This window comes from Micromonospora sp. RL09-050-HVF-A, assembly GCF_019374995.1.
GTDB classification, from domain to species: Bacteria; Actinomycetota; Actinomycetes; order Mycobacteriales; family Micromonosporaceae; genus Micromonospora; species Micromonospora antibiotica.
Map to the genome: position 1 here is coordinate 4,331,378 of NZ_JAGKQP010000002.1, position 12,356 is coordinate 4,343,733.

Sequence of the window (12,356 nt, forward strand, 5' to 3'; positions counted from 1 at the left end):
ACTCTCCCTCTGGTCCGTGGTGCCACCAGCGTCGCGGAGCCCGATGGGCGCGGGGTCAGGCCGATGTTCGGGTCGGGTAAGGATGGGCGGGCAGCCGGACGGTGAACGCCGCGCCGCCCTCGGCGGCGTGCCCGGCGACGATCTCCCCGCCGAGCCGGCGGACCAGCCCGGCGGCCAACGCCAGCCCCAACCCGCTGCCGACCTTGCGGACCCCCCGGTAGCGCTGGTGCAACGCCCCCCGCTCGAAGGCCACCGCCAGGTCGTCGTCGGTGAAGCCGGGCCCGCCGTCACGGACCTCGATCAGCCCATCGGCGGTCGGGTCGGCACCGGCCGCCCGGACCGCGAGCACCACCGGCGCCCCCGGCGGTACGACCCGCAGTGCGTTCTCCAACAACCCGTCCACCACCTGCCGGATCCGCCCCGGATCGGTGTACGCGGGCACCGCCGTGCCCGGCGTCTCCAGCCGGAACGGCACCCCGACGGCCGCGCACCGCTCCGACCAGGTGCGCTCGGCGTCGGCGGCCAGCCGGGTGAGGTCGACCGGCACCGGTTCCAACGGGAAGTCCACCGCCTCCAGCCGGGCCAGCGCCAACAGGTCGGCGACCAGCCGGTCCAGGTGCTGGGCCTCGGTGAGCATGGTCCGGCCGGTGGCGGCGGCCTCGTCCGCGCCGATCACCCCGTCGGCGAGCGCCTCCGCCCACCCCCGGATCGCGGTCAACGGGGTACGCAGCTCGTGCGAGACGGACAGCAGGAACTCCCGCTGCCGGCCCTCGCTGGTGGCCAGCGCGGCGGCCAGCCCGTTCAACGCGTACGCCAGGTCGGCGACCTCGTCGGGGGGTTCGACGGGCACCCGGACGGCCCGGTCACCGGCGCGCAACCGGGCGGCGGCGGTGGCGGCGTGCCGGATCGGGCGGGCCAGCCGGCGGGCGAGCAGCAGCCCGGCCGCCGCCCCGGCGGTGAGCCCGGCGAGCAGCGGCAGCCAGAGGGCGCGCAGCACCTGCCGCCACGGCCCCTGCGGGGTGGCCCGGGTCAACACCACACCCTCACCGCCGGGCAGTGCCCGCCCCTCGACGAGGGTCCGTTGGCCGTTGACGAACCGTCGGCCGGAGACGTCCCGACCGCCGGAGACCCGGTTCACCACCTGCCGGGGCAGGCCGGGGCGGTCGGCCAGCCCACCCTGGACGACGTACACCTCGATCTGTTGTTCCCGGAGTTGGCGGATCAGCCGGTCGCCGGCCGCGTCGCGCTGGCGGCTGGGGCGTACCCGCAGGACGTCGGCGGCGAGACGGGCCTGGGCGGCCAGCGCGGCCTGGTCGCGGCGTTCCACCCCGCGTACCGCCAGGGGGACCGCGACCAGCGCGGTGACCAGCACCGACACCAGCGACACCGCGCAGGTGACCAGGACCGCGCGGGCGGTCAGCGTGTGGGTGAACCGGCGGCGCGGCCGACGGCGACGCCGCCGGGCCCCGCCCGGCGGCGGGGTGGCCGGCGGCGGGGCGGCCGACAGCGGGGCGGCCGACAGCGGGGCGGCCGACAGCGGGGTGGTCGGCGGCCGGGGGCGGGCTCAGCCATTGGCGGCGTATCCGACGCCCCGGTGGGTGCGGATCACGCTGGCCGGGCCGAGCTTGGCCCGCACCTGGGCGACGTGCACGTCGACGGTGCGGGTGCCGGCGTGTGCCGCGTAACCCCAGACCCCGGCCAGCAGCTCCTCCCGGGTGAAGACCCGGCCGGGGCGGGCCATCAGGTGGGCGAGCAGGTCGAACTCGGTGGAGGTGAGCTGGACGGGGGAGCCGGCCGCGAGCACCGTGCGGCGGGCCGGGTCGAGGGTGACCGGGCCGACGGTGCGGGGCCGGTCCGGCCCGTCCGGGGCTCCGGCGGTGCGCCGCAGCACCGCCCGGACCCGGGCCACCAACTCCCGGGGGCTGAACGGCTTGGTGACGTAGTCGTCCGCGCCCAGCTCCAGGCCGACGATCCGGTCGACCTCGTCGTCGCGGGCGGTGAGGAAGAGGACCGGGGTCCAGTCACCGGCCTCGCGCAGCCGCCGGCAGACCTCGGTGCCGGCCAGGCCCGGCAGGGTGATGTCGAGGACGCAGGCCACCGGGCGCAGCCGTCGGGCGGCGGCCAACCCGCCCGTGCCGTCCCGTTCCAGGTGTACGCCGAACCCGTCCCGGCTGAGATAGAGCCGGACCAGGTCGGCGATGGCCGGTTCGTCCTCCACCACGAGGACGAGCCCACGTTGGCCGGTGGCGTCAGCGGTCACCGGCCCATGATGACCGACCCGGGACCGACCGAAACGTAGGCCGGTGTTCGGGTCAGGTAAGGATGTGGTCAGCGGGTCGGCAGCGGGCGCAGCAGCGGGGCCGGTGCGACGGCCGGCGCGTCGCCGATGGTGGCGACGACCCGTTCCTCGGGCTTGCGCAGCCGGCTGCGGAACGCGTGGTGCAGCAGCGTGTCGAGCTGCCACACCTGCTTCGGGTGCTGGGTACGGATGACGAACCGCTCCCGCACCCCGTCGATCGCGGTGGCCGCCAACTCGACGGCCTGCGCCCGGGGATCGGGGCTCCAGGTGACGTTGCTCAGCTCACGCAGCTCGGTGTTCAGGTGCAGGCGCAGCCGGTGCAGCACCCGGGTCTGCTGGGTGACCACCAGCCGGCGGTGGGTGAGCAGGAGGAGGTAGTCGCCGTCGACCGGCCGGTCGGGGCGGGCGCACCGGGCGACCAGGATGGTGGCGTCGCCGGAGCCGACGCACTGCCGGAAGACCGGCATGTGCCGACTCACCGTCTGGACCGCCAGCCCGGTCTCGGCGGCGGCCGGGAGGAAGGTGCGCGAGAAGACGTCCATACCTGGCCAACGAGCCGTGACCAGGGGTGATGTGGGTCACTGTCGACTTTTGGAAGTTCCACTCCCCCGTGTCGCACCACCGGTGTGTCTTCCGGACCTCCCGCCCGCCCGACACCCGGTCAGACGGGCATCGGGGCGAAGAGCTCGCCGAGCCACCCGGGCACCGCGTCGGCGTACTCGGTGCGGCTCGGGTCGGTGGTGTCGAGGGCCCGCCGCCAGGACAACGCCCGACTCACCGTGGTCACCCGCATGGCCAGCCCGGCGACCTCCCGCAGGGTCGCCCGGTCGTGCCGGTCGGTCCACGGCTCCAGATAGGCGTCCCGCAGCCGGACCAGCACCGGGTCCCCCTCCGGCAGCGAGAACGTGTGTGCCGCCGAGCGCAACGTCACCAGCAGGGTGCCGAACGGGTGCGCGACGGAGGCGTCCCCCCAGTCGAAGAAGCGGTAGCCGTCGGCGGCGGCGAACACGTTCCCGTCGTGCAGGTCGTCGTGCTGGACACTGGCCGGGATGCCGCTGTCGGCGAGCCGCCGGCAGTCCTCGGCGAAGCGCGGCAGGTGCGCCCGCAACCGGTCGTGGGTCGCCGCGTCCAGGCCACCGCCCCCACCTTCGCCACCGGCGTCGAGGAGCAGGGCGGCCCGGTCGTCGAGGAGGTCGGCCAGGAGGCCCGGCATCGCCGCCGGACGCTGGTCGGGTACGCCGAGTGCGACGAGTTCGTCCGCCGCCGGGGCCAACTCCCGCTGGAGTTCGGCGTAGGCCGCCAACACGTCGACCCAGCGGGCGGGCTCGGGTTCGGCCAGTTCACGCAGGGTGGGGCCGCCGTCGGGCAGCAGCGACCAGCCCCGGCGAGGGTCCACCGCGACCGGGTCGAGCACCCGACCGGGGGTACGCCGGGCCAGCTCGGCCAGGAGCACCACCTCGTACGCCGTGCCGGGATTGTTCGCCTTGAACCAGTACGACCCGGCGTCGGTGGGCACCTGCCAGACCGACGACCAGGGGCGCAGCCGGGCCTCCACCGGGCCGGTGACCCGGCGACCGTGCCGGTCCAGGTGCCCGGTGACCCAGTCGAGGGCGGCGGACCGCCACTGCGGATCGGCCCAACCGGCGGCTACGGGAATGGTCGTCACGCCGCGCAGAGTAGGCCACCATCCCACCCCGGCACCCGCCATTTTCCACCGGGCCGGCCCGCTGGTCGGGTGGTGGCCGGATCGACCTGGGATCGCGGACGGGCGGTGTCAGAGCAGTTCGAGGATGGTGGCGTTGGCCATGCCGCCGCCCTCGCACATGGTCTGTAGGCCGTAGCGGATGTCGTTGTCCCGCATGTGCTGGAGCAGCGTCGTCATGATCCGGGCGCCGGACGCCCCGAGCGGGTGACCCAGCGCGATCGCCCCGCCGCGCGGGTTGAGCCGTTCCGGGTCGGCCTCGGTCTCGGCCAGCCAGGCCAGCGGCACCGGGGCGAACGCCTCGTTCACCTCGTACACGCCGATCTCCTCGATGCCCAGGCCGGCGCGGCGCAGCGCCTTCGCGGTGGCCGGGATGGGGGCGGTGAGCATGGTGACCGGGTCGTCGGCGGCGACCACGGCGGTGTGCACCCGGGCCAGCGGACGCAGGCCGTGCCGGCTGGCCCAGTCGCTGGTGGTGACGGCGAGCGCCGCCGCGCCGTCGGAGATCTGCGACGCGGACCCGGCGGTCACCACGCCGTCGGCGCGGAACGGGGTCTTCAGTCCGCCGAGCACCGCGAGGGAGGTGTCCCGGCGGATGCCCTCGTCGGCGGTGAAGGTGCCACCGTCGGCCAGCGGCACCGGGGCGAGCTCCGGGTCGAACACCCCGGCGTCCTGCGCGGCGGCGGCCTTCTCGTGGCTGGCCAGCGCGAACTCGTCGAGCTGGCTGCGGGAGAAGCGCCACCGGGCGGCGATCAGCTCGGCACCGACCCCCTGGTTGAACGGGAGCGGCTGGTCGTCGGCGAAGCCATCGACCCCCCGGTAGCGGGCCCGGAGCTGGTCGCTGAACGGCATGCCGTCGCCGACGCTGGACCCCATCGGCACCCGGGTCATCGACTCGACACCGCCGGCCACCACCAGGTCGGCCTGCCCGGAGAGCACCGTCGCGGCGGCGAAGTGCAGGGCCTGCTGGCTGGAGCCGCACTGCCGGTCGAGGGTGGTGCCGGGCACCGACTCGGGCCAGCCGGCGGCGAGCACGCCGTTGCGGGCGACGTTCCAGGACTGCTCGCCGACCTGGGACACGCAGCCCCAGATCACGTCGTCGACCTGGCCGGGATCGATGCCGGTGCGGTCGGCGAGGGCGCGCAGCACGTGCGCCGACAGGTCGACCGGGTGCACCTCGGCCAGGCCACCCCTGCGCCGCCCGACCGGGGTACGGACCGCACCGACGATGACTGCGTCGCTCATGACTACTCCCCGGTAACTTCGGCTGCCTCGATCCTACGTCCCCGACCGCCGGTCCGCCCTGCCCGGCGCACCCGACCCGACGCAGAGGGGCGGGCGGCGCGGGGCGAGCGGTCGCCGCAGGGGGGCGGGCGGAGCTGGCATGCTGGGACGGTGCATCCACCATCGTCTCCGGCCCGCCAGTGGCGGGTCCCCCCGGCGCTCCCGGCGGTGAAGCTGGTCGGTGCGGTCGGGCTGGTCGCCCTCGGGCTGCTGCTCGCCGCCGGGGACCCGGTCCCGCTGGCACTGGCCGTCGCCGCCACCGTGGGCCTGGCCGCCTGGGCGGTACGCGACCTGCTCGCCCCGGTCCGCCTCGCGGTCGACGCCGAGGGGATCACCGTCGTGCGGGGATACGCCGGGCGGCGGCACCTGCCGTGGGGCGTGGTGGAGGCGGTCACCGTGGACCGGCGGACCCGGTTCGGGTTGACCGGGGAGACGCTGGAGATCGACGCGGGCGAGACCCTGCACCTGCTCGGCCGGGCCGACCTGGGTGCGTGGCCGACCGAGGTGGCCGAGGTGGTCCGGGCCGCCCGCCCCTGACCGGCGCGGCCCGCGCCGGTACCGGCACCGGCACCGCTCAGCCGAGCAGCATCACGGTGCGGACGATCACCAGGCCGAGCAGCGCCACCAGGATCACCGCCGTACCGGCCGCCTGGAAGACCGAGCGTCGCATCCGGGGGGCGTACGCCAGCACGAGCGCCATCAGTGCCCCGACGATCAGCCCGCCGACGTGGCCCGGGATGGAGATGCCCGGCACGGTGAACGTGAAGATCAGGTTGATCACCAGGATCGGCAGGATCGCCGAGGTGTCCCGGCCCAGCCGGCGCATCAGCACGAAGATCGCCGCGAACAGCCCGAAGATCGCCGTCGAGGCACCGGCCGACGCGGTGTTGGGGCTGCTGAACAGGTAGGCCGCCACGTTGCCGCCGAGCCCGGCGACCAGATAGAGGGTGAGGAAGCGCAGTGGCCCGAGCAGGGCCTCCAACTCCCGCCCCAGCACCCAGAGCGCCCACATGTTGAGCAGCAGGTGCACCACGCCGTAGTGCAGGAACATCGCGGTGACGAGGCGGTACCACTCACCGGAGGCGACGCCGTGCGCTTCCCCGAACGGCACGTACGAGGCGTAGCTGAGCACCGAGCCCCACTGGGTCAGCGGGGTGCCGCCACCGAGCAGGCCGCCGAAGCCGGACCCGCCGATCATCGAGTCGCCGCCCCGGTCGCTGAGCACCGAGACGATCATCACCAGGACGTTCAGGGCGATCAGGACGCGGGTGACCACGCCGCGACGGCCGGCGGCACCGCCACCGAAGGCGGTACGCGCCGGCCGTACGCTGCGGCGTCCCTCGTTCACGCACTCCGGGCACTGGTGGCCGACCGGAGCGTCCCGCATGCAGTCCGGACAGATCGGCCGGTCGCAGCGGGAGCACCTGAGGTACGTCTCCCGGTCGGCGTGGCGGTAGCAGACCGGGGTGGTCGGCACCGGCCCACCGGTGGCGTCGCCGGCCGGCCCGGAGCGTTCAGTCATGCGTGCAAAGGTACCTCGCGGGTGCGGTCAGGCCTCGGTGCGCTCGATCTCGACCCGCTCGATCACCACGTCCTGCAACGGCCGGTCGCTCGGACCGGTCGGGGTGTTCGCGATCGAGTCGACCACCTTCGCCGACTGCTCGTCGGCCACCTGGCCGAAGATGGTGTGCCGGTTGTTCAGGTGCGGGGTCGCCCCGACGGTGATGAAGAACTGCGACCCGTTGGTGCCCGGCCCGGCGTTCGCCATCGCCAGCAGGTAGGGCCGGTCGAAGCGCAGCTCCGGGTGGAACTCGTCGGCGAACGTGTAGCCCGGGCCGCCCCGGCCGGTGCCGGTCGGGTCGCCCATCTGGACCATGAAACCGCTGATCACCCGGTGCGAGATGGTGCCGTCGTAGTACGGCCCGTTGCCCGGCTGACCGGTGCGGGGATCGGTGTATTCCTTTTTGCCCTCGGCCAGTTCCACGAAGTTACGAACCGTCTTCGGAGCGTGATTGCCGAAGAGCTCCAGCCGGATCGGGCCAGCGTTGGTGTGCAAGGTGGCGTAGACAGCCTCGGCCACGGGTACTCCTCACTCGTTGGTCAGTTCCATGCGGATCCTCCCATGTGCCCCATCTGGCAGTGCGGAGGCATCCGTTGGTGGAGGATGACGAAGGAACAACTCCCAGGAGGTGGGACCGTGTTGGGAATCGGGCGACGCAAGACCCAGGGGCAGCTGGCAAAGGTGGAGCTGCACCAGGGCATCGGTCACCTGAGGCAGGCTGCCACGCACGCGGCGAAGGGTGCCGGCGCCACGGTCGGCCCGCGGGTCCAGGCGGCCCGGGGGGCGGTCGCGCCGACCGCTGTCGTGGTGCGGGACCGGGCTTCCAGTGGCCTCGCGACGACGGTCGCGGCCCTCGCCCCGGTGGCCCTGGCCGTGCGCAACGCCCAGGCCGAGGCCGCCGGTAAGGCGGTGACCGGCAGGAAGGCCGCCGCCGCGAAGCAGGCCGCGGTGAGCAAGAAGATCAAGGCGAAGAGCCCGAAGGCCCGCAAGAGGAAGCGCACGTCGCGCGGCATGCTCGCCGGCCTGCTGGTCGCCGGGACGGTGGCCGGGGTGGCCGGTGCGATGGCGATGCGTCGCCGCCGTGAGCAGCAGGAGTGGGCCGAGTACGACCCGACCCGCAGCATCGGCACCGCCCCCGTCACGCCGCCCGCCGCCGGCGTCTCCGCCGGCTCGGTCACCGCCGGCATCGACGCCCCCCGCGACGAGGTCGACATCCTGGTCGTGGAGACCCCGTCGGCCGACGACCCCGCCACCACCGGTCCGGTGCCCCCGTCCACCGGTGTCGGCAGCTCCACGGTGGCCGGCACCCCGGCCGGCAAGCCGGTGATCCACCCGAACGACAAGGTCCCCTCGGTCGCCGAGGGCGCCACCGACGTCTCCGGCCGGCCGGCCGACGACCTCGGCAAGGCGCTCGACGCCGGTCGGAACGCGGCGCAGTCCAGCACCCGGCGCTGATCCCCCGCACCACGTCGGCGGCGCGGTGACGACCTGACCGGTCGTCCCGCGCCGCAGCCGACTTCCGGACCCCGTCGGGTCCCGGGTCGCCCGACAACGGGACGCGCCGCTGGCACTCGGAGCCCTCGGCACGGTACGGCCCGGCACCGTCATCCGGCCTGCCCGGGGCGGCGGTCCCCACGAGAACGTAAGGATTTTTCAGGGTTCTCCCCGACCGTTACGGGCCCACCCGGCGGGCTTCCGGCTCCTACAGTGCTCGTATGTCGTCGACCACCGACCCGGAGCGCCCGGCTCCGGAGCCGAACGGCGCCCCCTCGACGGGGCGCTGGGACCAGTCCGCCGAGCGTCCGGAGGAGCCCCCGGCCGGGCGTGACCGGGCGCTGTCCCGGCGGCGCGTGCTCTCCGGCACCGCCGCCGCGCTGGCCGGCGCGGGTGTGGCGCTGACCGGTGAGTTCGGCTACGCCGAGGCCACCGCCGACAGCAAGCTGCCCGTCTACGGCGGGTACGCGGCCAGCGTGCACGCCGACCGGCGTACCCCGCCCCGGTCGTCCCGGGTCGACGTGGTGTGGAGCGTGGACACCACCCGACGGTTGATCGCGCTCACCTTCGACGACGGTCCGGCCCCGAACTGGACCCCCCGGGTGCTGTCGATCCTCGCCCAGACCGACACCCCGGCCACGTTCTTCATGGTCGGCCGCCGCGCCCGTGAGTACGGTCGGCTGGTGGCGCACCGGCTGGACGGCCACGAGATCGGCAACCACACCTGGGCCCACCAGGACCTGGCGAAGATGACCTACGAGCAGGCGTGCACCGCGATCGGTCGGGCGCACAACGAGCTGACCCGGCTCTGGGGGCGGGAGCCCACCCTGCTGCGCCCGCCCTACGGGCACCTGGCCGGCAGCACCCTGCTGGCCGCCAACGACCTCGGCTACCAGGTGGTCCTGTGGAACCGGCAGATGCTCGAATCCCGGTTCACCCAGAATCCGGACGGCCTGGTCGACTACATCGTCGAGTCCTGTGACCCGGGCACGATCCTGCTCGCCCATGACACCGGGCCGGCGGACCGGCTGGTGGCGATCCGGGGGCTGGCCGCGATGATCATCGGGTTGCGGCGGCGGGGCTTCGAGTTCGTCACCGTCTCCGAGCTGATGGCGGCGGCGACCCCGGCGGCCACCCCGGCGCACTGACCCACCGCCGCCCCGGCCCACCGACCGGGCGGCACACCGGCCACTGACCGGCCGCCACCCCGGCCCACGACCGGGCGGCGGTCAGAGCCAGCCGTTGCGGCGGAACCACCGGTAGAGCGCCAGCGAGATGGCGAGCATCAGCGCGAGCACACCCGGGTAGCCGTACGTCCATTTCAGCTCGGGCATGTTCTCGAAGTTCATGCCGTAGACCCCGGCGAACGCGGTCCAGACCGCCGCGATGGCCGCCCACGCGGCGATCTTGCGCATGTCGTTGTTCTGGTCGACGGTGACCTGCGCCAGCCGGGCCTGGAGGATCGAGTTGAGCAGGTCGTCGTAGGAGTTGACCTGTTCGACGGTGCGGCTGAGGTGGTCCTGCACGTCGCGGAAGTAGCGGCGTACCTCCTGCGGCACCTCCCGGTGCACCTGCGCGGTCAGCGTCATCAGCGGCCGTTGCAGCGGGATCACCGCCCGCTTGAACTCGACCAGTTCCCGCTTCATCTGGTAGATGCGCTGGATCCGCCCGCTGCTCTGCCGGTCGAAGACGTCGGCCTCCAGCACGTCGAGGTCGTCCTCCAGCTGGTCGGCCACCTCCAGGTAGAGGTCCACCACCCGGTCGGTGATCGCGTACGCCACCGCCCACGGGCCGTGCCGCAGCAGGTCCCGCTTGGCCTCCAGGTCGGCCCGGACGGGCGACAGCCGGCAGGCGTCCCCGTGCCGGACGCTGATCAGGAAGTTGGGGCCGATGAAGAGCATCACCTGGCCGGTCTCGACCACCTCGGAGGTCTCGGTCAGCTCGGTGTGCTCGCAGTACCGGGCGGTCCGCAGCACCAGGAAGCTGACGTCGCCGAAGCGCTCCAGCTTGGGCCGCTGCTGGGCCTTCACCGCGTCCTCGACGGCCAGCTCGTGCAGCCCGTACGTCTCGGCGATGGCGGTCATCTCGGCCAGTTCCGGTTCGTGCAGGCCGAGCCAGACGAACCCGCCGCGCTCGTCGCGGGCGGCGGCCAGCGCTTCGGCGTACCGCCACTGGCCGGGGCGGCGTTCGCCGTCGACGTAGAGGCCGCAGTCGACCACGCCGCTGCGGCCGGGGCCGGTGGGCGCGGGGGTGCGGGGGGAGCCGTCGGCGTTGAGGATGCGCGACATCGCCCGGACCGGGGACACCCAGGCGCGGGGGTTCAGCACCCGACCGCCGTGGGGTGTCGTCGACCGTTCCCGTTCCGCCCGGTCCGTCATGGCGTACCCCCTCCCGGTGTGCGTGCTGCGGCTTGCAGGCTACGCCGCCGCCGGGCCGGCGGCCCTCGGACGATCGGCGGCCCCTGCGGCGGGACGGACGGCGGCAGGTGGGTGGCCGTGATCCTGGTCACCCGGGCCGGGCCGGGAGCGGGGCGGATGCCGGGGAGCAGGTGGGGGGTGGTGCCGGGCGGGTCGGGCCGCGTCCAGGGGGGTGAGGGGCGACCCGACCCACCCGGCACCGTTGGGGGCGGGGGCAAAGCTGCGGCGTCACCCGGCCGGCCGGTGGCAGGGGCCCTGAGCGGGTCACCAGCCAAACGTGAGTGACGCTCGCAGCATTGTGGGGCGTCGGGCCGGCCGAGGGGAGCCCTCGACCGGCCCAGGTCGCGCTTCTGTCAGAAACCCGACAGATTTTCAGCCGCGTACGGCAGCCACCGCGTCCGCCAGCCGACGCACACCCTCGTCGATCCGGTCCGCGGTCACCGCGGAGAACGCCAACCGCAACGCGTGCCGCCCACCGTCGACCATGAAGTCGCTGCCCTTGACCACGGCGACGCCCCGCTCGGCGGCGGCCGGCGCCAACCGGTCCACGTCCACGTCGTCGGGGAACTCCACCCAGAGGAAGTAGCCGCCGTCCGGCTCGACGAAGGTCACCTCGGGCAGGTGCCGGCGCAGCGACTCGGCCAGCACCCCGGCCCGCTCACCCAGCGCCGACGACACCGTGGCGATGGACCGCTGGATGTCACCCGAGACGCAGAACTGGTGCACGATCGCCTGCGCCACCATGCCCGGCGAGATGTAGAGGCTGGTCGCCGACTTGGCGATGTCGGCGATCAGGCTCGCCGGCCCGACCAGGTAACCGACCCGCACCCCGGGGCAGACGGTCTTGGTGAAACTGGACGCGTGCACCACCACGCCCCGGGTGTCCATCGACAGCATCGACGGCAGCGGCTCACCCCGGAACCGGATGTCGGCGTAGGGGTCGTCCTCGAAGATCGTGAAGCCGTACTCGGCGGCCAGGTCGAGCAGCTCCCGGCGCTTGTCCAGCGACAGCGTCACACCGGCCGGGTTCTGGTAGTTCGGGATCACGTGGGCCAGCCGGGGGCGTACCCCGGACTCCAGCAGCTTGCGCAGCTCGGCGGTGTCCAGGCCGTCCGGCTCGATGCCCACGCCGTGGATCTCGCCGCCCATCCGCTGGAGGTTGAGCAGGGTCCGGTCGTACGTCGGCCGCTCCACCACCACGGCGTCGCCGCGCCGGACCAGGTGGTCGAAGAGGAACGCGTCGGCCTGGAGCGAGCCGTTGGTGACCAGCACCTGATCCGCCTCGACGCCGTGCTTCTCGGCGATCCACTTCCGCAAGGGTGGGTACCCGACGGAGGTGCCGTAGGCGGTGACCCCGGCGGGGTCGGCGTCGAAGGCACGGACGGCGGCGGCCTTGAGCCCCTCGACATCCACGATGTCCAGCGAGGGCGCGCCACGGGCAAACGAGATCAGCTGCTCGGCGGTCATGCGCACGAGCCTAGGGCCTGCCCGGCCCGCTCCGGCCGGCATACACGCCAAGTTCAACATGCGGGCAGTCCCACCCGCCCCGGCGGTGGCGGCGGTCCAGCCCGGCGGCCTCCCGACGGTGGCCGGCGCACC

The 12,356-nt window shown here is 73.9% G+C and carries 12 protein-coding genes; 3 read left to right on the forward strand and 9 right to left on the reverse strand.

Annotated elements, in window-relative coordinates:
- Window positions 1-55: 55 nt before the first annotated feature.
- From J7462_RS18925 to J7462_RS18945, 5 genes are all read right to left on the reverse strand, one after another.
- Complete coding sequence (locus J7462_RS18925; RefSeq protein ID WP_219470465.1) at window positions 56-1,507, reverse strand: HAMP domain-containing sensor histidine kinase; 1,452 nt, start codon at window positions 1,505-1,507, stop codon at window positions 56-58.
- Window positions 1,508-1,564: 57 nt separating this feature from the next.
- Window positions 1,565-2,260 (reverse strand): response regulator transcription factor, encoded by a 696-nt coding sequence (locus J7462_RS18930; protein ID WP_208565052.1) that lies wholly within the window; start codon window positions 2,258-2,260, stop codon window positions 1,565-1,567.
- A gap of 68 nt (window positions 2,261-2,328) precedes the next feature.
- Window positions 2,329-2,841 (reverse strand): hypothetical protein, encoded by a 513-nt coding sequence (locus tag J7462_RS18935; protein WP_219465261.1) that lies wholly within the window; start codon window positions 2,839-2,841, stop codon window positions 2,329-2,331.
- 119 nt (window positions 2,842-2,960) lie between these two features.
- On the reverse strand, window positions 2,961-3,965 hold the full coding sequence (locus tag J7462_RS18940) for a phosphotransferase (RefSeq protein WP_308290945.1): 1,005 nt from the start codon (window positions 3,963-3,965) through the stop codon (window positions 2,961-2,963).
- Between the two features lie 108 nt (window positions 3,966-4,073).
- A complete protein-coding gene (locus J7462_RS18945) occupies window positions 4,074-5,246 on the reverse strand; it encodes an acetyl-CoA C-acyltransferase (protein WP_219465264.1) in 1,173 nt (390 codons plus the stop codon).
- A 150-nt stretch (window positions 5,247-5,396) separates the two neighbouring features.
- On the opposite strand from J7462_RS18945, the gene J7462_RS18950 reads away from it, so the two are divergent.
- The gene (locus J7462_RS18950; protein WP_219465266.1) at window positions 5,397-5,822 is read left to right on the forward strand and encodes a PH domain-containing protein; all 426 of its coding nucleotides are present in this window, start codon (window positions 5,397-5,399) and stop codon (window positions 5,820-5,822) included.
- A 37-nt stretch (window positions 5,823-5,859) separates the two neighbouring features.
- Here the strand turns inward: J7462_RS18950 and J7462_RS18955 are convergent, their stop codons facing one another.
- Entirely contained in the window at window positions 5,860-6,807 is a 948-nt protein-coding gene (locus tag J7462_RS18955; RefSeq protein WP_219465269.1) for a rhomboid family intramembrane serine protease, read from the reverse strand.
- Between the two features lie 27 nt (window positions 6,808-6,834).
- Window positions 6,835-7,365 (reverse strand): peptidylprolyl isomerase, encoded by a 531-nt coding sequence (locus tag J7462_RS18960; RefSeq protein ID WP_208565059.1) that lies wholly within the window; start codon window positions 7,363-7,365, stop codon window positions 6,835-6,837.
- Between the two features lie 84 nt (window positions 7,366-7,449).
- Here J7462_RS18960 and J7462_RS18965 point away from each other — a divergent pair, with 84 nt between their 5' ends.
- Together J7462_RS18965 and J7462_RS18970 are read left to right on the forward strand one after the other, a co-directional pair.
- Window positions 7,450-8,301 (forward strand): hypothetical protein, encoded by an 852-nt coding sequence (locus J7462_RS18965; protein WP_219465272.1) that lies wholly within the window; start codon window positions 7,450-7,452, stop codon window positions 8,299-8,301.
- A 260-nt stretch (window positions 8,302-8,561) separates the two neighbouring features.
- Window positions 8,562-9,488 carry a polysaccharide deacetylase family protein gene (locus J7462_RS18970; protein ID WP_219465273.1) on the forward strand — a complete coding sequence of 309 codons (927 nt, stop codon included), beginning with the start codon at window positions 8,562-8,564 and terminating at the stop codon, window positions 9,486-9,488.
- Between the two features lie 81 nt (window positions 9,489-9,569).
- Here J7462_RS18970 and corA read toward each other — a convergent pair whose 3' ends face one another.
- Both corA and J7462_RS18980 read right to left on the reverse strand, forming a co-directional pair.
- Window positions 9,570-10,718 (reverse strand): magnesium/cobalt transporter CorA, encoded by a 1,149-nt coding sequence (gene corA / locus J7462_RS18975; RefSeq protein ID WP_219465274.1) that lies wholly within the window; start codon window positions 10,716-10,718, stop codon window positions 9,570-9,572.
- Between the two features lie 411 nt (window positions 10,719-11,129).
- Complete coding sequence (locus J7462_RS18980; protein ID WP_219465275.1) at window positions 11,130-12,224, reverse strand: PLP-dependent aminotransferase family protein; 1,095 nt, start codon at window positions 12,222-12,224, stop codon at window positions 11,130-11,132.
- Window positions 12,225-12,356: the final 132 nt, after the last annotated feature.

What these genes read in the sequence shown, in the direction of transcription:
- corA (WP_219465274.1), bottom strand. Translation starts at nt 10,718, where the DNA reads ATGACGGACCGGGCGGAACGGGAACGGTCGACGACACCCCACGGCGGT.
- J7462_RS18970 (WP_219465273.1), top strand. Translation starts at nt 8,562, where the DNA reads ATGTCGTCGACCACCGACCCGGAGCGCCCGGCTCCGGAGCCGAACGGC.
- J7462_RS18935 (WP_219465261.1), bottom strand. Translation starts at nt 2,841, where the DNA reads ATGGACGTCTTCTCGCGCACCTTCCTCCCGGCCGCCGCCGAGACCGGG.
- J7462_RS18980 (WP_219465275.1), bottom strand. Translation starts at nt 12,224, where the DNA reads ATGACCGCCGAGCAGCTGATCTCGTTTGCCCGTGGCGCGCCCTCGCTG.
- J7462_RS18945 (WP_219465264.1), bottom strand. Translation starts at nt 5,246, where the DNA reads ATGAGCGACGCAGTCATCGTCGGTGCGGTCCGTACCCCGGTCGGGCGG.
- J7462_RS18955 (WP_219465269.1), bottom strand. Translation starts at nt 6,807, where the DNA reads ATGACTGAACGCTCCGGGCCGGCCGGCGACGCCACCGGTGGGCCGGTG.
- J7462_RS18965 (WP_219465272.1), top strand. Translation starts at nt 7,450, where the DNA reads ATGACGAAGGAACAACTCCCAGGAGGTGGGACCGTGTTGGGAATCGGG.